Source organism: Denitromonas iodatirespirans, assembly GCF_018524365.1.
GTDB classification, from domain to species: Bacteria; Pseudomonadota; Gammaproteobacteria; order Burkholderiales; family Rhodocyclaceae; genus Nitrogeniibacter; species Nitrogeniibacter iodatirespirans.
Window position 1 is genome coordinate 19,368 of record NZ_JAEKFT010000037.1, and the last position, 18,817, is coordinate 38,184.

General features: G+C 65.4%; 17 protein-coding genes and 1 tRNA gene. 9 read left to right on the forward strand and 9 right to left on the reverse strand.

Annotated features, from left to right (window positions below):
- The first annotated feature begins 12 nt into the window (after positions 1 to 12).
- The 4 genes from I8J34_RS21500 to I8J34_RS21515 all read left to right on the forward strand — a co-directional run bounded on the left by I8J34_RS21500 (position 13) and on the right by I8J34_RS21515 (position 3,841).
- Positions 13 to 522, forward strand: coding sequence for a hypothetical protein (locus I8J34_RS21500; protein ID WP_214363694.1), 510 nt, complete (start codon positions 13 to 15; stop codon positions 520 to 522).
- Positions 522 to 2,441: a bifunctional tRNA (5-methylaminomethyl-2-thiouridine)(34)-methyltransferase MnmC2/FAD-dependent 5-carboxymethylaminomethyl-2-thiouridine(34) oxidoreductase MnmC1 gene (gene mnmC, locus I8J34_RS21505; protein ID WP_214363695.1), complete on the forward strand. Its 1,920-nt coding sequence runs from the start codon at positions 522 to 524 to the stop codon at positions 2,439 to 2,441. The genes I8J34_RS21500 and mnmC overlap by 1 nt, the downstream gene beginning before the upstream one ends.
- A 91-nt stretch (positions 2,442 to 2,532) precedes the next feature.
- The gene (locus I8J34_RS21510; protein WP_230411948.1) at positions 2,533 to 3,243 is read left to right on the forward strand and encodes an outer membrane lipoprotein; all 711 of its coding nucleotides are present in this window, start codon (positions 2,533 to 2,535) and stop codon (positions 3,241 to 3,243) included.
- A gap of 37 nt (positions 3,244 to 3,280) precedes the next feature.
- Positions 3,281 to 3,841: a hypothetical protein gene (locus I8J34_RS21515; RefSeq protein WP_214363709.1), complete on the forward strand. Its 561-nt coding sequence runs from the start codon at positions 3,281 to 3,283 to the stop codon at positions 3,839 to 3,841.
- A gap of 45 nt (positions 3,842 to 3,886) precedes the next feature.
- On the opposite strand, the gene gltX is transcribed toward I8J34_RS21515, so the two are convergent.
- Positions 3,887 to 5,284 carry a glutamate--tRNA ligase gene (gltX, locus tag I8J34_RS21520; RefSeq protein ID WP_214363696.1) on the reverse strand — a complete coding sequence of 466 codons (1,398 nt, stop codon included), beginning with the start codon at positions 5,282 to 5,284 and terminating at the stop codon, positions 3,887 to 3,889.
- Positions 5,285 to 5,396: 112 nt separating this feature from the next.
- Between gltX and I8J34_RS21525 the strand changes: the two genes are divergently transcribed.
- Positions 5,397 to 5,471, forward strand: a tRNA-Val gene (locus tag I8J34_RS21525).
- Between the two features lie 517 nt (positions 5,472 to 5,988).
- Here I8J34_RS21525 and tssH read toward each other — a convergent pair.
- The 8 genes from tssH to I8J34_RS21565 all read right to left on the reverse strand — a co-directional run bounded on the left by tssH (position 5,989) and on the right by I8J34_RS21565 (position 15,363).
- Positions 5,989 to 8,664: a type VI secretion system ATPase TssH gene (gene tssH / locus I8J34_RS21530; RefSeq protein WP_214363697.1), complete on the reverse strand. Its 2,676-nt coding sequence runs from the start codon at positions 8,662 to 8,664 to the stop codon at positions 5,989 to 5,991.
- Positions 8,665 to 8,691: 27 nt separating this feature from the next.
- Complete coding sequence (gene tssG, locus I8J34_RS21535; protein ID WP_214363698.1) at positions 8,692 to 9,750, reverse strand: type VI secretion system baseplate subunit TssG; 1,059 nt, start codon at positions 9,748 to 9,750, stop codon at positions 8,692 to 8,694.
- On the reverse strand, positions 9,714 to 11,552 hold the full coding sequence (gene tssF, locus I8J34_RS21540) for a type VI secretion system baseplate subunit TssF (protein ID WP_214363699.1): 1,839 nt from the start codon (positions 11,550 to 11,552) through the stop codon (positions 9,714 to 9,716). Before tssF ends, tssG begins: the two co-directional genes overlap by 37 nt.
- Before the next feature lie 18 nt (positions 11,553 to 11,570).
- Positions 11,571 to 12,032 (reverse strand): type VI secretion system baseplate subunit TssE, encoded by a 462-nt coding sequence (gene tssE / locus I8J34_RS21545; protein WP_214363700.1) that lies wholly within the window; start codon positions 12,030 to 12,032, stop codon positions 11,571 to 11,573.
- 61 nt (positions 12,033 to 12,093) lie between these two features.
- Positions 12,094 to 12,630, reverse strand: coding sequence for an Hcp family type VI secretion system effector (locus I8J34_RS21550; RefSeq protein WP_214363701.1), 537 nt, complete (start codon positions 12,628 to 12,630; stop codon positions 12,094 to 12,096).
- Between the two features lie 34 nt (positions 12,631 to 12,664).
- A complete protein-coding gene (tssC, locus tag I8J34_RS21555) occupies positions 12,665 to 14,137 on the reverse strand; it encodes a type VI secretion system contractile sheath large subunit (protein ID WP_230411949.1) in 1,473 nt (490 codons plus the stop codon).
- 8 nt (positions 14,138 to 14,145) lie between these two features.
- Entirely contained in the window at positions 14,146 to 14,658 is a 513-nt protein-coding gene (gene tssB / locus I8J34_RS21560; RefSeq protein WP_214363703.1) for a type VI secretion system contractile sheath small subunit, read from the reverse strand.
- Positions 14,659 to 14,739: 81 nt separating this feature from the next.
- Positions 14,740 to 15,363 carry a tetratricopeptide repeat protein gene (locus I8J34_RS21565; protein ID WP_230411950.1) on the reverse strand — a complete coding sequence of 208 codons (624 nt, stop codon included), beginning with the start codon at positions 15,361 to 15,363 and terminating at the stop codon, positions 14,740 to 14,742.
- Positions 15,364 to 15,520: 157 nt separating this feature from the next.
- Here I8J34_RS21565 and tssJ point away from each other — a divergent pair, with 157 nt between their 5' ends.
- From tssJ to I8J34_RS21585, 4 genes are all read left to right on the forward strand, one after another.
- Positions 15,521 to 16,186 (forward strand): type VI secretion system lipoprotein TssJ, encoded by a 666-nt coding sequence (gene tssJ / locus I8J34_RS21570; protein WP_214363704.1) that lies wholly within the window; start codon positions 15,521 to 15,523, stop codon positions 16,184 to 16,186.
- Positions 16,187 to 16,199: 13 nt separating this feature from the next.
- Positions 16,200 to 17,543, forward strand: a complete 1,344-nt coding sequence (gene tssK, locus I8J34_RS21575; protein WP_214363705.1) for a type VI secretion system baseplate subunit TssK — start codon at positions 16,200 to 16,202, stop codon at positions 17,541 to 17,543.
- Complete coding sequence (icmH, locus tag I8J34_RS21580) at positions 17,540 to 18,307, forward strand: type IVB secretion system protein IcmH/DotU (protein ID WP_214363706.1); 768 nt, start codon at positions 17,540 to 17,542, stop codon at positions 18,305 to 18,307. The genes tssK and icmH overlap by 4 nt, the downstream gene beginning before the upstream one ends.
- Positions 18,308 to 18,336: 29 nt before the next feature.
- On the forward strand, positions 18,337 to 18,817 hold a 481-nt coding region (locus I8J34_RS21585), incomplete at its 3' end, for a contractile injection system protein, VgrG/Pvc8 family (protein WP_255553137.1).

The window sequence follows — 18,817 nt, forward strand, 5'->3', positions numbered from 1 at the left end:
GCGCGGCACGCAATGCAGATCCAGCAACTCCAGGTGGCCTACGATGCGCGGGCCGATCGCCTGCTCCTGCGCATCGCCAGCGCCCAGCGCGAAGAGATCGGCGTGCTGATCACCCGGCGCCTGCTCAAGGCGCTGTGGCCGGCCCTGCAACGCATGCTCAACAGCCATCTGTCGGCCAAGCCGCTCGCCGCCCATGATCCGGGCGGCGAGTCGAGCCCGCGCGGGGGGCGCTTCGATGCGCCCTTCGACGGCGATAAACTCACCCACCCGCTCGGCACCGAACCGCTGCTCGCCGCCGAGAGCCGTCTGCAACCGCTCGAAGGCCCGCTGTGCCGCATCATGCTGGGCGAGCCCGGCGCCCGGCAGGTCAGCTTCGATTGCGACCGCGACTTGATGGAAGCCCTGTGCGCCATGCTGCGCGGTACCGTCACCAAGGCGGAGTGGGATCTGCCGCTCGACGACCTGCCGCTGCCCGAGGCCCTCACGGGCGGCCCGTCCGACCTACCGCCCACGGTCCACTGATGATCGAGCGCATCACGCCTGCGTCCTTGGCCTTTGCCGACGACGGCACGCCCTACTCCGAGCACTTCGGCGACGTCTACCACGCCCAGCAAGGCGCCATCGGCCAGAGCCGGCATGTCTTTCTGGCCGGCAACAGCCTGCCGCAGCGCTGGCAGGGGCGCGAACGCTTCGTCATTCTCGAGACCGGCTTCGGCCTCGGCCTGAACTTCCTCGCCACCTGGGCGGCCTGGCGCGAAGACCCGGCACGCTGCGCACGCCTGCATTTCGTCTCCATCGAAAAGCACCCGTTCACCGTCGACGATCTGGCCACGCTGCACCGCCGCTGGCCCGAGCTGGCGCCGCTGGCCGAGCGCCTGCGCGCCCAGTGGCCGCCGCTCATGCCCGGGGTGCACCGCCTGTGGCTCGAAGACGGGCGGGTCGCGCTCACGCTGTGCTTCGGCGACGCGACGACGGCGCTCGGTAAGCTCGATGCCCGCGTCGACGCCTTCTACCTCGACGGCTTCTCGCCCGCGCAGAACCCCGAACTGTGGTCGGCCAAGCTCTGCCACCAACTCGCCGCCCTCGCCGCGCCCGGCGCCACGCTTGCCACCTGGTCGGTGTCCGGCACCGTGCGGCGGCATTTGAGCCATGCCGGTTTCACGGTCGACAAGGCGCCCGGTTTCGGCGGCAAGCGCCAGATGCTGCGCGGCCGTTTCGGCGACGCGCCATCAGCCGATACGCCCGCCCCGCCGCGCGAGGCCATCATCCTCGGCGCCGGGCTGGCGGGCACCTCGCTGGCCCACCGGCTGGTCAGTCGCGGCTGGTCGGTGCAGCTCTTCGAAGCGGCCGACGGCCCCGGCCAGGGCGCCTCCGGCAATCTGGCCGGTGTGCTTCGCCCGTTGCCCAGCCTGGACGACAACCGCCTGGCCCGCCTGACACGCGCCGGCACCCTGGCGGGCGTCCGCCACCTGAATGCACTGGCACACGCGGGTCACCCCGTGCGCTGGGCCCCCACCGGCGTGCTGCACCTGGCCCGCGATCCGGCGCACGAGCAGCGCCAGCGCCAGGTGGTCGAAGCCCAGCTGCCGCCCGCCGACTACCTGCGCCAGGTCGAGCGCGCCGAAGCCAGCGACCTGGCCGGCTGGCCGCTCGACACCGGCGGCTGGTGGTTTCCGGGCAGCGGCTGGGTGCAGCCGCCCAGCCTGTGCGCCGCCAACATCGCCGCCGCCGGGCCAGGGCTGACGCTGCGCTACGGCGTGCGCGTGGCGCAGCTCAAGCGCGTCGGCGAGCGCTGGCAGTTGCTGGATGACGATGGCTTGGTGATTGCCGACAGCGCCTGCGTGATCCTCGCCAACGGTGCCGACATCCGTCGCCTCGACGTCGCCGCCACCTTGCCGGTGCGCGTCGCGCGCGGCCAGGTCAGTCATCTGCCGGCGGCCGAGGGCAGCGCGCCGCGCGTGGTGGTGTGCCGGCTCGGTTATGTCAGCCCGGCCATCGACGGCCTGCGCTGCGCCGGGGCCACCTTTCTGGTCGATGACGACGAGCCCGCGCTGCGCGAGAGCGAGCATGCCGACAACCTCGCCAAGCTCGACTTCATCCTCCCCGGCTTCAGCCGGACCCTCGGCGACGCGCCGATGGCCGGGCGAGTCGGCTTTCGCCCGGCCTCACCCGACCGCCTGCCGATGGTCGGCGCCATCGCCACGCCGGCCGAGTACCCGGCCGACGCCCGGCTCGACCAGGTGGCCCGCGCACCCGGTTTGTATGCTGTCTCAGGCTTCGGCGCGCGCGGGCTGGTGTGGTCGGCGATCGTCGCCGAGACCCTGGCCAGCCAGCTCGACGGCGATCCGCTGCCGCTGGAACGCGATCTGGTCGAGGCCATCGACCCCGGTCGCTTTCTGCTGCGCCGCGCCCGTCGCGAGCGCCCGCCCGCGGACGACTGAGCCTGGCTTTTGTAAGGCTTTCTTTCCACCGTCAGCGCGCCACGCGCTGTCGCGTTAAATGCGCATGACTTCCATCCACGGGACACCGCATATGCGCAAGACGCTCCATCCGATGCAATGGCTGATGACCGGCGCCATCACGACATTCTGCCTGGTCGGCACCGCCGCCCTGCTGGGCTGGCTGCCCGGTTCGGACGCCGCCCTCAAGCCCGAGCCGGCAACCGGTGCGGCGCAGATCGCCGAAAACGCTACGCCCGAGGCGCCGATGGTGCTCACCCCGGCCGACATCGCACCGGGCCCGAAAACGGCCGAACCGCCTGCACCGAGCGTGGCCGAAGCGCCGGCCGAGCCCGCCCCCAAGCCGACGCCGGTGCCCGTCAAACCGAAACCTGCGCCCGCCCCGGTGCTGGCGCAGACCCCGCCCCTCGCGCCGGTGCAAGCCGTCGAGCGCTACTGCCCCGATTGCGGCGTGGTCGAACGTGTCGAAACGCTCGACCGGCGTGGCAAGGGCAGCGGCCTGGGCGCCGTCGCCGGCGGTGTGGTCGGCGGCCTGCTGGGCAACCAGGTGGGCAAAGGCAAGGGCAAGGATCTGGCCACCATCGCCGGCGCGGTGATCGGCGGCGTGGCCGGGCACAACGTGGAGCGCAACATGACGCCCACCACGCGGTACCGGATCACCGTCCGCATGAACGACGGCAACCTGCGCACGCTGGAGCAGGACACCCCGCCCGAATGGATGCCGGGCGACCAGGTGCGGGTCGACGGTGGCCAGCTGACGCCGTCGGGCGGCGCCGCATTCTGAGGCCACCGGTGGCGCAAAACCGGTCACAATCGGCCGTATGCGCCACACACTGGAACCCCCTTTCGAGCACGTACGCGTGCTCGACTCGATTGCCGAACTACAGCCGGACGACCGAGGGCAGATCGTCGTCTGCGGCTCGCATGGCGGCCAGAGCGCTGCCGACTACGCGCTGGCCCATCCGCCATCGCTGGTGATCTTCAACGATGCCGGCATCGGCAAGGACAAGGCCGGCATCGTCGCGCTCGACCTCCTCGACGCGGCCGGCATTTGCGCCGCGGCCGTCGGCCATGACAGCGCCCGCATCGGTGACGCCCTCGACACCTGGCACAGCGGCCGGCTGACCCACTGCAACCGGCGCGCCGAGCGCATCGGCTGCCGCCCGGGCGACACAGTGCCGGCGAGCGTGCAGCACGCTCTCGCCCTGCAACGCTACCGGCTCTGCCGCATGGACGACAACGGCAACCGCTTCGTGGTGATGCGCGCCCTCAGCCGCGAACAGGCGGACAGCGAACGCGCCCGCTTCGAATCGCTCGGCCACAAGCAAACCTACTGGATCGAGCCCGAGGCGCCCGCCGACATGTCGTCGGACAGCCAATGAAAAACCCCGCCGCGGCGGGGTTTGGCGACGATGCGCGAGGTGCCGTTACAGGTAGCGGCGCATCCGGGCCAGCACCGTGTCGCGCCCCATCGCTTCGAGCACTGCGTCGATGGCCGGCGTCTGCGGCTGCCCGACTAACACCACCCGCAGCGGAATGGCCACCTGCGGCATCTTCAGTCCATGGGTTTTCATGGTCGCCTTGATCGCCGCGCTGATCGCCTCGCGCTGCCATTCGCAGGCCTCGAACTCGCCGGCCAGATCGGCCAGTGCGGCGCGGGAGGCATCGGTCAGGTGCTGGATCAGCAGTTCTTCGGACGGGTGCACATCGATGTAGAAGGCTTCGACGGCATCGGCCAGCTCGTTGAGCGTGGACACCCGCTCTTTGTACAGCGCCACCAGCGTATCGAGCGCCGGCCCGATCTCCGGATTGACCTGCCGGCGCGCCAGCCGGCTGGCCGTGTCGGCGGCCAGCACCTTGTCGTCGGTGGCCTTGATGTAGTGCGCATTGAGCCAGTTGAGCTTCTCGGTGTTGAACTGCGCGGCCGAGGGCGTGATGTGGTCGAGGTCGAACCAGCGTACCAGTTGGTCGCGCGAGAACACTTCGTCGTTGCCGTGGCTCCAGCCCAGGCGCGCCAGGTAGTTGATGACCGCTTCGGTCAGGTAGCCGTCTTCGTGATACTGCATCACGCTCACCGCGCCATGACGCTTGGAGAGCTTCTGTCCGTCGTCCCCGAGGATCATCGACAGGTGCGCATAGGCCGGCACCTCGGCGCCCAGGGCGCGCAGGATGTTGATCTGGCGCGGGGTGTTGTTGACATGGTCGTCGCCGCGGATGACATGGGTGATGGCCATATCCCAGTCATCGACCACCACGCAGAAGTTGTAGGTCGGCGTGCCGTCCGGTCGCGCGATGATGAGGTCGTCGAGCTCGGCATTGGCGATCTCGATGCGCCCCTTGACCAGATCGTCCCAGGCCACCGTGCCGTCGATCGGGTTGCAGAACCGGATGACCGGCGCCACGCCGTCGGGCGGTGTCGGCAAGGTCTTGCCCGGAGCCGGGCGCCAGCGACCGTCGTAGCGCGGCTTTTCGCCACGGGCGCGCTGCGCCTCGCGCATCTCGTCGAGTTCCGCCGGGCTGGCATAGCACTTGTAGGCCAGGCCCTTGTCCAGCAGCTCGGCTACCACCTGGCGGTAGCGATCCATGCGCTGCATCTGGTAGAACGGGCCTTCGTCCCAGTCGAGCGCCAGCCATTTCATGCCATCCAGAATGGCCTGAACCGCCTCGGGCGTGGAGCGCTCCACGTCGGTGTCTTCGATCCGCAGGATGAACTGGCCGCCATGGTGGCGCGCGAACGCCCATGAGAACAAGGCAGTGCGTGCCCCGCCGATGTGAAGGAAACCGGTCGGGCTCGGTGCAAAACGGGTGCGGACAAGGGAGGCCATGGGCAGATCGGATCGGTGAAAAATCGAGCGCGTATTCTACGTCAAATCACAAAGCACACAGACGACTTGACGTCTGCCTAAACGCCGCCTAAAATGCGCGCTCTTCTTGAGTGGGCGGTTAGCTCAGCGGTAGAGCACTGCCTTCACACGGCAGGGGTCACTGGTTCGATCCCAGTACCGCCCACCACTCGAAATCGGCCCGCTCATGCGGGCCTTTTTTGTTTTTGCGGCATCGCGCCGCTCGCGGCGCATGACGGTTCTCTGCCGTTGCAATGCTGCCGCCCACCTCGCGTTCGATCTGCGCCTGCGCGACGCTCAGTGCCGAGGCGACCGGACCGACCGAAAGGCCTCGGGCTGCGCCACATAGTCGAACTGCTGGGCGCCCACACCGGCCAGATGCAACAAGATCAGGGCCTCGAACGCATCACTCGATGCGGCCTTGGCTGACCCCAGCGTCGATCGCGGCGGCGCGTGCCAGCCAAGCGCCGAGTGGCAACGACGGGGCGCCGGAAGATACTGGCATCGGGGGTGCCCATGACCGCAATCCTCCCTTCTGCCCGAGGCCGGACGGCGAGGCGCTACCCATGGGCCGCCCTGCCCCGCACCAGCATCCGCCGGCACCGATCGCGAACCAAACGGCCGAGGGCGCTCATGCGCCTGCCCTCAGAACCTCCGCATCAGCCAAGCCGTGCCCGACACAGCACTCACTTGATCGCGTAGCGAAAATCACCGCCACGGGTCGCGCTGACCTTGATCCGTGCAATGGCCTCGCCATCGGCCATTCGACTCAGCACCGCCTCCGCCATCTCTGGCAGCAGCGTCCCGTTGAGGATGTGATCCACGTTGCGCGCGCCGGAATCGACCTCTGTGCATCGCGCCAGCACGGTGTCGACCAGCTTGCCATCCCAGCCGAAGTCGGCCTTGTGGTTGGCCCGGACGCGATCCCGGATGCGGCCCAGTTTGAGGGCGATGATGTCGAGCAGTACCGCATCCGAAATGGGGTAGTACGGAACGACTTTCATGCGCCCGAGAAAGGCCGGCTTGAACACCTTGTAAAGGGCCGGACGCAGGGCCTCGGCGAGCGCGTCCGCCGCGGGCAGCGCATCGGCCGCCTTGTTCAGGCAGGCCTGCATGATCTGACTGGAGCCGACGTTGCTGGTGAGGATGATCAGCGTATTGCGGAAGTCGACTTCTCGTCCCTCGGCATCGTCCAGAACCCCTTTGTCGAACACTTGGAAGAACAGCTCGAGGACATCGGGGTGGGCCTTCTCGACCTCGTCGAGCAGCACGACGCTGTACGGGTTGCGACGCACGGCCTCGGTCAGCACCCCACCCTCGCCGTAACCGACATATCCGGGCGGGGAGCCTTTGAGGCCCGACACGGAATGGGCCTCCTGGAACTCGCTCATGTTGATGGTGACCAGCTTGCGCTCGCCGCCGTAGAGCACATCGGCCAGGGCAAGCGCCGTCTCGGTCTTGCCGACGCCGGAGGGGCCGACGAACAGGAACACGCCCTTCGGCTTGTCGGGATCATCAAGATTGGCGCGGGCGGTCCGTACGCGCTGAGCGATGGCGTCGAGGGCATGATCTTGCCCGATCACCCTTTCCTTGAGCAGCGCCTTGAGATTGAGGACGGTCTTGATCTCGTCCTTGACCATCTTGCCCAGGGGGATCCCAGTCCAGGACGAGACGATCTCGGCCACCACGACGCCATCGACCTGCAAGGGCACCATCGGGCTCTCCCCCTGCAGGGCATGCAGTTGGGCGGTGAGACGTTCGAGTTCGGCCTGGGCTTCGTCCTGATCGGCGGCGGACCCGCCGTCCGTCTGGCCACGGCGTTCGAGCTGTTGATGCAGCGTCAGCAGGCGCTGAACGAGCTCGGTCTCTTGCGCGCAGCGATCACGCAGCGCCGTCAGCGAGGCTTCGGTTTGTGCAATGGCCGTCACCAGTTCGGCGATGCGCTGACGATGGGCCGCCGTGCTGGCCGCTTCGCGCTCGAGCGCAGCCAGTTCGGCCCGCTCGCGGAGCAGGCGCTTTTCGGCGTCGTCGATCTGGGCCGGCGTTGCACTCTGGCCCAGTGCTACTTTGGCGCAGGCGGTATCGAGCACGCTGACCGCCTTGTCGGGCAGCTGGCGGGCGCTGATGTAGCGATGCGACAGGCGAACGGCTTGGGTGACGGCATCGTCGAGCACACGCACGCCGAAGTGCGCTTCCATTAAGGGCACCATGCCGCGAAGCATGGCGGCTGCCAGCACTTCCGAGGGCTCGTCCACCTTGACGACCTGGAAGCGCCGCGCCAGGGCGGCATCCTTTTCGAAGTATTTTTTGTATTCCGCCCAGGTGGTGGCGGCAATGGTGCGCAATTCGCCGCGGGCCAGCGCAGGCTTGAGCAGGTTGGCCGCGTCGTTCTGCCCGCTCTGGCCTCCGGCGCCGATCATGGTGTGCGCTTCATCGATGAACAGGATCACGGGCGTCGGGCTCTGTTTGACCTCGTCGATGACGTTCTTGAGACGGTTCTCGAACTCGCCCTTGACGCTGGCGCCCGCCTGCAACAGCCCGAGATCGAGCAGGTGCAGGCCCACGTCCTTGAGCGGCGGCGGTACATCGCCGGTCGCGATGCGCAGCGCCAGCCCTTCGACGACGGCGGTCTTTCCGACGCCGGCTTCACCGGTGAGGATCGGGTTGTTCTGCCGACGCCGCATGAGGATGTCGATCAGTTGCCGGATCTCGGCATCCCGGCCGATCACCGGATCGATCTTTCCGTCGGCGGCGCGCTGCGTGAGATTGGTCGTGAATTGGTCCAGCGCCGGGCGTTGGGTCGCGTTCTCGTGCGCCGTTGCCAGCGGCTCTGCTGCGCCCGCCTCCGCGGATGCCGCCGCGTCGGCCCGGGCTGCCGCATCGAGGGCTTCGCTCGATTCGGCCGTCAAGTTGTCGAAATCGTGCTTGAGCTCGTCGAGCCGAACCCGTTTGTAGAGCGCCGAGGCGCGCAGCGCCAGTTGCGACAGGTCCGGATCGGTCAGCAAGGCAAGCAGCAAATGCCCGGAGCGGATGCGCGGCAGCCGGGCATCCAGCGAGGCGATCAGCCACGCTTGCTCGAACAGGCGCGGCAGATGCGGGGAGAACACCGGCGTCCGGCTATTGCCCGACTTGAAGCGCTCGATTTCGCGCCCCAGATCGCGTTCGAGCGCGCCCGGACTGATCCCGCAGCGTTTGACGATGACCATCAAATCGCTGTCGGCCTGTTCGAGCAAACTGAGAAAGAGGTGTTCGAGATCCACTTCGTAGTGGCCGCGGGACATGCAGATGCTGGCGGCACGCTCGGCCGCCGTGCGGCACAGGGGATTGAGTTTGCTGATCAGGGTTTTGAGAGACGTACTCATGGCTTACCGAAGGTGAGATAGAACGGATCAATGGGCGGAATGGAGTTCGAAAACGGTGTCGCTGCGGTCGGCGGCGGCGGGGCGGGTGATCATGAAGCTGTCGAATCCCAGGCGGGCACCGCCGCCGGCGCCGAGGCGAACCGGGTGCACATCGGCCGCCCGCAACACCGGCCGCACTTCGTACTCGAACTGGTAACCGGTGGCCAGGGTGAGGAGCTTTTCGAGCACTGCGGCGAATTCGCCGCCTGGCAGAAAACTGAGGTAGGACGCGTGATCGAGCGGCCCGATATGCACGCGCACCCGCAAATTGCGCTGCCAGACGCGCTCGCCAAGCAGACAGGTCTTACCGAGGGCGGCATTCTGGCCGCCGAGGACGGAGCGCTGCCCGGCAGGCAATGCATACCATTTGCCGACGAACTGCTCGATCCGGATCGGTACGCCGAAGTAGGTGGCGAGCACCGACTGCAGGGCGGCGGCCGACACCGGCCGCTGGCGCAACAGGCCGGCGAAATGCGCGATGGATTCGTCGTCGATCGACCCCGGCCCTTGGTGCAGGCGATCGCGCAGCGCGTCGAACCCCAGCCCCGACAAGGCGAGCACCAGTGGCAAGAAGCGGTTCTTGCGGTCGTATTCGTACTGCACCGGGAGCCGGTACTTTTTCCAGGCCCGGTAGAAGTGGCCGACCAGACGATTCGACAGCATGTCGAAAAACGCCCCCGAGCCGAGCTCCCGCTGCGTGCGGTCGAGCCGGGCAATCCGCTCGGTGTAGTGGGCTGGCAGGCCACCATGCAAGCCGAGCAGACCGATGAAACGGGGCGTCACGTGCACATAGGCTGCCCGCGTGCCCTGTCCGGCTTCGGCGGGCGGCGTGATCTCGAGATTCTCCAGATCGCTCGGCGCGAAATTCAGGGAGAGCGAATTGCGAAAGCGGATCCGGTCGGACACCGGATCGCCGTCACGCAACGGCCGTGAGCGACGGGTCCAGTGCTCGAGCATGCGCACGGCCTGGAAGAACTCGAAGCGCTGCGGCGCTTCGGCGAGCTGGTCGATCAGGCCAGGATCGATTCGCCGGTGCGCGGCGCACATCGGATCAGCTCCTCGCCGGTTCGACCGGAAATCAGGACCAGTTGGATATAACTATTGAGGTGCACATACAAACCGAGAAAGCGGTCGATGCAGCGGGCGAAGATGTCGAGCCCGCTGCCGACGAAACTGCCTTCGTCGAGCGTGAGCGTGACCTCCAGACCGCGAACGAAGCTGGCGAACGGTTTGCCGGGCAACCAGGCCGTGGCCGCGCGATGATCGATCGCCTGTATACCGTCGATCTGGCGTCGCGACGCGGCGGTGCGCTGCAGATCGTAGAGCGCGAGCATTTCCTTGAAGGCGTCGAGGCCGCTGCTGGTCAGCGACAAATGATTGAGCGACAAATGGGAAATCAATCGCCACTGGCCGTCATGCCGGTGGTCGAAGCGACAGGGTTGTGTCGGCTTGCGCAACAGCCTGACCGATCGAGCGCCCGTGCCGCCTTCGAGAAACAGGTCGCCGGTCGCCATCCCGACGCTCATCAGCGTCGGCAGGTCGCGGTTGGTGCAGGTGAGCTGGACGCTCAGCACATCCGTCTTCGGCGTGACCGGGTCGAAATCCGCATCGACCAAGGACAGCTCGGTCTCGAAACCCGGGCTGTGCTCGGCCACCAGCGCATTGCGCTGTGCGAACCAATAGTTGCCTTGGTTCCCCGGCGTTTCCCCATGGCGCAGCGAGAAGAAGGGGCGGTATTCGACGATCGACTCCCCGTGGGGGCTCTGGCGCACGCGCTGCACCGCATCGATCGCGTAGACCTCGTAAGCGAAGGCCCGTCGGCTGTCGGCCACGACGGGATAGGTTGCCGTGCGATGGCTCAAGCGGATGGGGTCGCCACGCTGCGAAAACAGGTTCACCACCGGCACGCAACCCAGGCGAAGATTTTGCGCCGTCAAGGTCTGGAGCAGCCGGGAAGCGTCGCCATCGGCACGCAGACCGGTCAGCGCGAAATGTACATTCAGACGACGACCCTGCTTCGCAGCTGCCGGCAGGGACGCCAAGCTCAGATCCACGAAGTTGTACTTTTCCGGAAACGCGAAGTACTCGGTCAGATGACGATAGGCCGCATGCCCGGTGGCCGGCATGTCGATCAAGGCCTCGTCGTCGCCGAACCCGACCTCCTGCACAACGCCCTCGCCTGCCCGCTGCCAAATGGCATCGTCCATGGAAACGAAGGTGGCCGCCAGGCGGAGAAACAGCGCGTCACGCAAGGCCGCCGAAACCGAGGGCTCGGCATCGATGTAGAAGCGCAGGCGATCGATGGCGGAGGTCGCCCAACGCCCTTCCGGCGCCGAAATCTCCAGGCTGACCGACAGGATCGCGCTGCACCCGACCGGCAGGCGCACACCGGAGGGCGCCCGGGCCACGGGGTCGAAGCTCAGCCCGGCCACCGTCACCGGCAGCAGGTCGACCGCCCAGGCCGTGCGGAACCGGCATCGCGCGCCTTTGATGGGGTGCGACAACAACTCGGTGCCACGTTCAATCCGCTGTGGCGACGACAGCTGAAGCTCGGCACCGCTGGTGTCGAAGAACGCGATCGAACAACTGGGAAACGGCCGCAGGTAATGTGGATAGAGGACGTTGAGCAAGGCCTCGGTGAAATGCGGGTAGCTGTCTTCGAGCTTCTTGCTGACCCGCGCCGTCAGCAGGGCAAGCGATTCGATGATGCGCTCGACATGGGGGTCGTCGCACCCTTCGCCAGACAGAAGCAGTTGCCCGGCGATCTTCGGATAGCGTTCGGCAAACTCCCGCGAATGCCCCCGCAGGAAAGCCAGTTCGCGCTCGTAATGCGGCAGGAGCTCTTCCATCGAAATATTTCCGTCGCGTCAGCGCTGTCGGCTGATCGAGTACTGCAGCGTGGTCGGCTTCAGCATGGCGTCAAAGTTCACGGGCTCCTGCGCCGGACGCACCACCAGCATCGCCCGGATGGAGAAAAACAAGGCATTGATCGAGCGCCGATCGAGTTCCAGCTCGACCTGGACATCCTGCAGGCGCGGCTCGTGCCGTGCGATGGCCCGCTCGATGGCCTCGCAGATCGTTCGACGATCATTGACACTCGCCAGACTCATGCCGGAAAAATCGGTCAAACCGAAACTGGCGACGGAACGCAATCCTTGGGGAAAACGGCTTGCCCGGGTTTCGTCGACGACGGTACGCGTGTTGAGCAAGGCCTCGAGATCCCGCGCGACCGAATCCTTGAGTTCGTCCAGCGATAGGCGGCGGCGAGAGGCCTGGACCGGCGAATCGTCGAACAGCTTGTCGAACAGTGACGGTTCGAAACCTTTCATGCAGACATCCCAAAAGAATGGCGGAGGATGCCTCCGCCATTCGTCGTCATCGCAGGTGCGATCAGGTCAGGTTCGGCGTGTTCTTGGCCAGGTTCCAGGCCCCCTGGATATTGACCTTGCCGGACTTGGTGCCGTCGATATTCAGCTCATCGTAGGTCCACTTCACGGCCGAGTACTTCAGCGAGAAGGTTTCCTGCGGGATGCCTTCGTCAGTGACTGCCGGCGACACCGAGGCGATGATGGCATTCTTGAGTTCGATCTTGAGGTACTGATGACGGTTCTGGGTCCCGGAGGGGTTGCCCGCGGTGTTTTTGCCGCCATAGGCACGGTAGAAGTAGATCACCACATCGTTGATCACCAGACCCGACGAGCACGCCTGATAGAGCTTGGGGCTGGAGCCGTCGATATCCTTGGTGAACACCATCTCACCATGCTCGACCCGCTCGGCCGTATGGCCGCCCGAACCCGACGCGGTGGCCGATTTCGGCTGGCGAATCGTGTGGCTCCAGGTCGACACTTCGACCGTGTCCTTGTGTTTGGCATCGCGGGAATCCCCCTTGATGTCACTACCTTTAAACTCGACGTAAATATCCTTCACGTTTGATCCCCTCTAGGGTTATGGCAGAGAAAAATCATCCCTTGCTCGACTGGGGCAACTCGGCCACCAGCCGCAGGGACACAGACAGTTCATCCAATTGGAAATGCGGTCGAATGAACGAAACTGCGCGATACACACCGGGGCGCCCCGGAACCTCGCTGACCTCGATGGAGGCTTCGCGGAGCGGGTACTGCGCCTTGGTTTCCTGAGACGCCGAGTCGTCGGCCGTGACGTACTGATCGATCCAGCGCTGGATATAGGTTTCGACGTTGGCCGAGGAGGCGAAGCTACCGATCTTGTCGCGCATCATGGCCTTCATGTAGTGGGCGATCCGCGACACGGCAAAGATGTACTGCAGCTGGGCAGACAGCGACGCGTTGGCATTGGCCGAATCGGTGTCGTATTTCTTGGCCTTCTGTGCCGACTGGGCGCCGAAGAAGGCGGCAAAGTCGGTGTTTTTGCAGTGAACCAGCGGGATGAACCCCAGATCGCTGAGTTCCTTCTCGCGCCGATCGGTGATTGCCACCTCTGTCGGGCATTTGAGCGCGATCTCGCCTTCGTCGGTGCGGAAGGTATGGGTCGGCAGATCCTCGACCAACCCGCCGCCCTCGACCCCCCGGATGGCGGCGCACCAGCCGTAGTTCTCGAAGGCATTGGTCAGCCGGGCACCGAATGCGAACGCCGCGTTGCACCACAAATACTTGCTGTGGTCTGCCCCATCGACGTCTTCGACGAAATTGAAGCCTTCGGTCGTGACGCCGTCGATCGGGTTGTACGGCAGCCGCCCCAGAAAGCGCGGCAGCGCCAGACCAACGTAGCGGGAGTCTTCGGAATCGCGGAACGACTTCCACTTCGCGTACTCGACGGTATCGAACACCTTTGACAGGTCGCGCGGCTTGCTCAGATCGGTGAAGGCATCGAGCCCGAACAGTTCGGGCGAAGCGGCCGTCACGAAAGGAGCGTGCGACGCGGCCGCCACATGCGACATCTGCTCGATGAAGTACATGTCTTCCGGCTGTCGCGTGACCTCGAACTGCCCAATCAGCGAACCGAAGGGGGCGCCACCGAAGGTGCCGAACTCCTCTTCGTACACCTTTTTGAACAGTGCGCTCTGGTCGAAGTCGATGGCGGTCTTGAAGTCCCGTACGAGCTCCTTCTTGGTCGCACTCATCAACTTGATCTTCATCTGCTCGCCGGTCGACGTGTGCTTGCACAGATAGTGCAAGCCGGTCCACGCGCCCTCCAGCGCCTGGAATGCGGGCGCATGCATGACTTCGCTGAGCTGTTCGGAAATCAGTCGGTCGAGCTCGGCCACCCGCGCATCGAGCGATGCCGCCAGGTTTTCGGAGACGACGACCTCGCCCTCGAGCACCTGGGAGGCGAACTCGCTGATGATGTCGCGCGCCCGGGCGCGTTCGTTGTCCGAACGGGCGACCCGGCTGTCTTCAATGATCTTGTCCAGCAGATTGCTGTCAGAGGCCTCAGCAACCGACGCCTGCGCTGCCACCTGGGTATTCATTCGCCCGACTCCTCTGCCTTGTCACCGCCCAAACGCTGGAGCTGTTCGGTGCTCTTGAGCACGTCAACCAACAGATCCTCCAGCTTCTCGTTGCCCGCGAGCTTGTTGCGCAGATCAGCGATCTTCGAGCGCGCTTCAAGCAGACGACGCAAGGGTTCGACCTGCTCGACGACGGATTCGGGGCGGAAGTCTTCAAAGCGATTGAAGGTCAGATCGACGGCAAGCTCGCCCCCCTCGGGGGTGAGACGGTTCTTGACCCGGAATGCCGCACGCGGCGCAAGCCCCTCCATCACATCGTCGAAATTGTCGAGATCGATGTTCACGAACTTGCGATCCCGCAGCTTGCCCTGAGGTTGCTCCGACTGACCCGCATAGTCACCCAGCACACCGACGACAAAGGGAAGCTCCTTCTGCTCGATCGCATCGCCCCGTTCGACGTCGTACGTCAGCTGTACGCGCGGCGGTCGCACCTTCTGCAGTCGCTTCTGAACGCTTTCTTTTTTTGCCACAACACTTCTCCAATCAGACCTTCAGATCTCTCTGCCGGAGCACATAGGCCACACGGCGCACATCGACGCTCCAACCATTACCTACTTGAGCACGCTGAATGGGTCGCCGTTCACTACGGGTACGGATGCCTGGCGCGGCGCCGGAGACGACACCACGGGGGCACGGCGAACCTTGCGGCGGGCCTTGGCGCGCGCCTCCTTCGCTTCGAGCGCCTCCTGCTCACGTCGCGCCTCTTCGGACATCGGGGGGACGAGCACTTCCTCGCCCAGCGTCTCGCGCAACACCTTGGCCAAACTGACGGCATCGGCACGCGCCGATCCCTTCAGGTTGACGTCATCGCGCAACTCGGCAAGCGACTCGGTCGCGACACGCAAGCCACTGACGGCGCGCAAGCCTTTGGCAGTCCGGTCGGTGCTGTCGCGCTGCAGTGCCTCATCGGCCGCCACGATGGCACCGCCGTAGTTCTCGGCATCGAAATGGATGCGAGCCAAGCGAACCCAGGGCGCCTTCTGCGCCGGGTTCTCTTCCGCCAACCGGGTCAGCACGCCGACGGCTTCGTCGAGCTTCTTCTCGCCCACCAGCGCATCCACCTTCGCACCGGACAGCTCCATGGCGGCGGAAAAGCCCTCCTGCGTCAACGCCACGGGCTGCGTGGCACACCCCTGCAGTCCGACCAGCACCAACAGCCCGAGCAGCGCGTACATACGATTCATTGCCATCAACCCAAAACCCCCTACAAATCAAACCTTTCCACGCCGACGCAATCGACGATATGCCAATAGATTGCGCCGCGAAGGGCAAGATAGTACAGTCTCGCCTTCTTTAAAACAACGTTTTGGCATACGACATGCGCATGCTAGCATGACGGATCAAAAAATTTTCACGTCATACAACAACAGGCAACCGAAGGCCGCCATGAGATCCATCATCTGGTTTTGCGTGATTTGTGTCGCGAGCGCGCTTGCCGTCAGTGGATGCGCCGCGACCTCCGCGGTTCAGGCGGCCGGGGCTGCCGTCAACATCGCCATGCAACTCGCCGGCATCAAAACGGACAACGGTGGGGACGCGCCAAAGACGACAGACGTGCCCTTGAGCATTTCGGCGGGCAAGGAGCTCAACACCACCGCCGACGGGCGCGCGCTGTCGTTGGTCGTCCGGATCTATCAGCTGCGCAGCCACCGCGCATTCGATACGCTCCCCTATGCCATGGCCAGCGGCGAAGATGCCGGGCGTGCCCTGCTTGGCGACGAACTGATCGCCACCAAGGACGTCGTGCTCATCCCCGGAAAGCACTACGAGCTGCTTCAGCAGCTGCCCCAGGGCGGCACCACCATCGGTGTCGTGGGTTTGTTCCATGCCCCTGCACGCGGCCGCTGGAAGATCGCCTTCGATGCAGAAGCTTCGCGGGATACCGGCATCACGGTCGGCGCTCACGCGTGCGCGCTCACCGCCGGCCGCGGCGTACTGTCCGACACCTCCTCCACCGATTTCGTGCGGACGCTCGCTGGCGTCCAGTGCAACGCATAGACCAAGGATCTCGATGCGCAGTGCAAAAATTCTCTGGGGCGAGGGGCTGTTCCTGCGTCCGCAACACTTCCAGCAACAAGACGCGTATGCCGAGACCCTGAGCCGCCATGCATTGATGACGGCTCAACCGTTCGCCTGGGGCATCAAGGATCTGGATCTCGACGCCGACGCCCTGAAGAGCGGGACGCTGCGTTTCAACCGCATCGACGCGATCCTGCCCGACGGCACGCCCTTCACCGCCCCCGATGTCGATCAACTCCCGCCCCCGGTCGCGCTGGACCCTTTGGTCAGCGACCAGGCCAGCACGGAGTTCTACCTCGCCATCCATCAGGTCAAGATGCATGGCGGCAACGCCGCCGACAACGCCTCGGATGCCGGCCAGGCACGCTTTCTCATCGCGCCGCGCGATATCTCCGATTTGTTCACCGACGCCTCGGAGGCGCAGATCAGCACGCTCAGCACGCTGTCGTACCTCAAGTCTTCCAGCGAGCCTCGCGATCAGTACACCACGCTCGCGCTGGTGCGCATCCGCCGCACCACCAGCGACGGCTTCGAACGGGACCCCGCCTTCCTGCCGCCCTCGGTCAGCCTGCGCAGCGCCCCCATGCTGGTGTTGATGCTGCGGCGTCAGATCGATGCCTTGCGTGCCAAGGTCGAAGCTTTGTACGGCGTCCATCGGGAACCGTCGCAGAACATCATCGAATTCCGCTCAGGCGATATCGCATCCTTCTGGCTGCTGCACACCGCCAGCAGTGCCTGTGCCGCCCTCACCCATCTGTTCAAGAATCCGGAGCTTCATCCCGAGCGCCTGTTCCAGGAGTTGCTGCGACTGGCCGGCGGCCTGCTGACGTTCTCGAAGCAACACTCGCTCAACGACCTGCCGTCCTACGACCATGCCGCGCCGGGGCCATGCTTCACCCGCATCGACATCATCCTGCGCGATCTGCTCGACACGGTGATTTCAACCCGCTACTTCTCGATCGCGCTGACCCAGCCCAAACCCGCATTCCATGCCGGACGCCTCGACTCCGACAAGATCACCGACGAGACCACCTTCTACCTGTCGATCAGCGCCTCCCACCCGCAATCCGAACTGATCGACTCCGTCCCGCTGCGCTTGAAGATCGGCGCTCCGGACGATGTCGAGAAGCTGGTGCTGTCCGCCATGTCCGGCGTGCAGCTGAATCACGCCGCCCAGGTGCCCGCGGCCATCCCTGTCCGCCCCGGTGCCACCTACTTCGCGCTGGACACACGCGGCGCGCTGTACGAACGCATGCTCAAGGCGCAATCCATCATGATCTACGCGCCCGAAAGCTACCAGGACCTCAAGCTTGAACTGATTGCCGTGACCCCATGAACTCGCCTCCGACACTCTTCGCAGACACCCCCGCCCCTCGCAAATCCGCGCCCGAGACCAACGCCCGCTCGCTGGTGGACCTGCTTTACGACGGCTTCTACATGCTCATCCTGCTGCGCAACCAGACCGCGCCCAGCGATGCCGACACCTTCACGACGCAGATCCAGAAATTCCTGGACCATTTCGAGCGCACGGCCAAGAAGCACCACTTCAATAGCGAAGACGTGTTCGACGCCAAATACGCCTTTTGCGCCGCCGTCGATGAAACCATCCTCTCCTCGCGCAGCACCATCCGCGACGCCTGGGAGCGGCGCCCGCTCCAGCTGGCCTTGTTCGGCGACCAGCTCGCCGGCGAGCACTTCTTCGACAAACTCGAAACCGCCCGCAATGGTGGCGCCGGCAGACTCAACGCGCTCGAAGTGTTCCACATGTGCCTGCTGCTCGGCTTCAAGGGCAAATACCTGCTCGAGGGGCCCGAAAAGCTCAAGTACCTCACCGCCCAACTCGGCGAACACATCGCCCATCTCAAAGGCAAGGCGGCCACGTTCGCCCCGCGCGCGATGCCGCCGGACCAGGTCGTTCACGTGCTCAAGCGTGAAATCCCCGTCTGGGCCCTGGCCTCGGTGCTGTCGCTGTTCGGCCTGCTCGCCTTCATCGGCCTGAACCACTACGCCGAAACCACCGTCGACGCGACCCTGGCGCCCTTCCAGGAGATCGTCCAGCTGGCGCCGCGCGCACCGACCCTCACGATCACCCTGCCCTGAACGCCCCCACCCAAGGCGCAGCATCCGCCATGACACCGTTGTCGCTTCCGCCCTTCATTTCACAGCATGCCCGGCTCATCGACATCGCTACCGCGCTGCCCGACGCTGCCCTGGTGGTCGAACGTTTCAGCGCCCGCGAAGCCGTCTCCGAAACCTTCCGCTTCACCATCGACTGCCTGTCGACACACGCCTACTTCGCGCTCGATGCCCTCATCGGCGAAGAGCTCACCCTCCGGCTGCAACTGGCGGACGGTAGCCGCCGTGTCTGGCATGGCTATGTGACCCAGGCAACCCAGCTGGGCAGCGACGGTGGCCTGACGCGATACCGCATCGTTGCCGAACCCTGGCTCGCCCTGCTCGATGTCCGGCAAAACTGCTGCCTCTTCCAGGATGTCGACGTGCTCGACACGGTGGGCACGGTGTTCGCCGCCTACCCGCAGGCCGACTGGCATGCCGACGTCACCCAATCGCTGCGCCAGCACAGCCGGCTGACCCAGTATCGCGAGACGG

What these genes read in the sequence shown, in the direction of transcription:
- I8J34_RS21500 (WP_214363694.1), top strand. Translation starts at nt 13, where the DNA reads ATGCAGATCCAGCAACTCCAGGTGGCCTACGATGCGCGGGCCGATCGC.
- mnmC (WP_214363695.1), top strand. Translation starts at nt 522, where the DNA reads ATGATCGAGCGCATCACGCCTGCGTCCTTGGCCTTTGCCGACGACGGC.
- I8J34_RS21510 (WP_230411948.1), top strand. Translation starts at nt 2,533, where the DNA reads ATGCGCAAGACGCTCCATCCGATGCAATGGCTGATGACCGGCGCCATC.
- I8J34_RS21515 (WP_214363709.1), top strand. Translation starts at nt 3,281, where the DNA reads ATGCGCCACACACTGGAACCCCCTTTCGAGCACGTACGCGTGCTCGAC.
- gltX (WP_214363696.1), bottom strand. Translation starts at nt 5,284, where the DNA reads ATGGCCTCCCTTGTCCGCACCCGTTTTGCACCGAGCCCGACCGGTTTC.
- tssH (WP_214363697.1), bottom strand. Translation starts at nt 8,664, where the DNA reads ATGAGTACGTCTCTCAAAACCCTGATCAGCAAACTCAATCCCCTGTGC.
- tssG (WP_214363698.1), bottom strand. Translation starts at nt 9,750, where the DNA reads ATGTGCGCCGCGCACCGGCGAATCGATCCTGGCCTGATCGACCAGCTC.
- tssF (WP_214363699.1), bottom strand. Translation starts at nt 11,552, where the DNA reads ATGGAAGAGCTCCTGCCGCATTACGAGCGCGAACTGGCTTTCCTGCGG.
- tssE (WP_214363700.1), bottom strand. Translation starts at nt 12,032, where the DNA reads ATGAAAGGTTTCGAACCGTCACTGTTCGACAAGCTGTTCGACGATTCG.
- I8J34_RS21565 (WP_230411950.1), bottom strand. Translation starts at nt 15,363, where the DNA reads ATGTACGCGCTGCTCGGGCTGTTGGTGCTGGTCGGACTGCAGGGGTGT.
- tssJ (WP_214363704.1), top strand. Translation starts at nt 15,521, where the DNA reads ATGACGGATCAAAAAATTTTCACGTCATACAACAACAGGCAACCGAAG.
- tssK (WP_214363705.1), top strand. Translation starts at nt 16,200, where the DNA reads ATGCGCAGTGCAAAAATTCTCTGGGGCGAGGGGCTGTTCCTGCGTCCG.
- icmH (WP_214363706.1), top strand. Translation starts at nt 17,540, where the DNA reads ATGAACTCGCCTCCGACACTCTTCGCAGACACCCCCGCCCCTCGCAAA.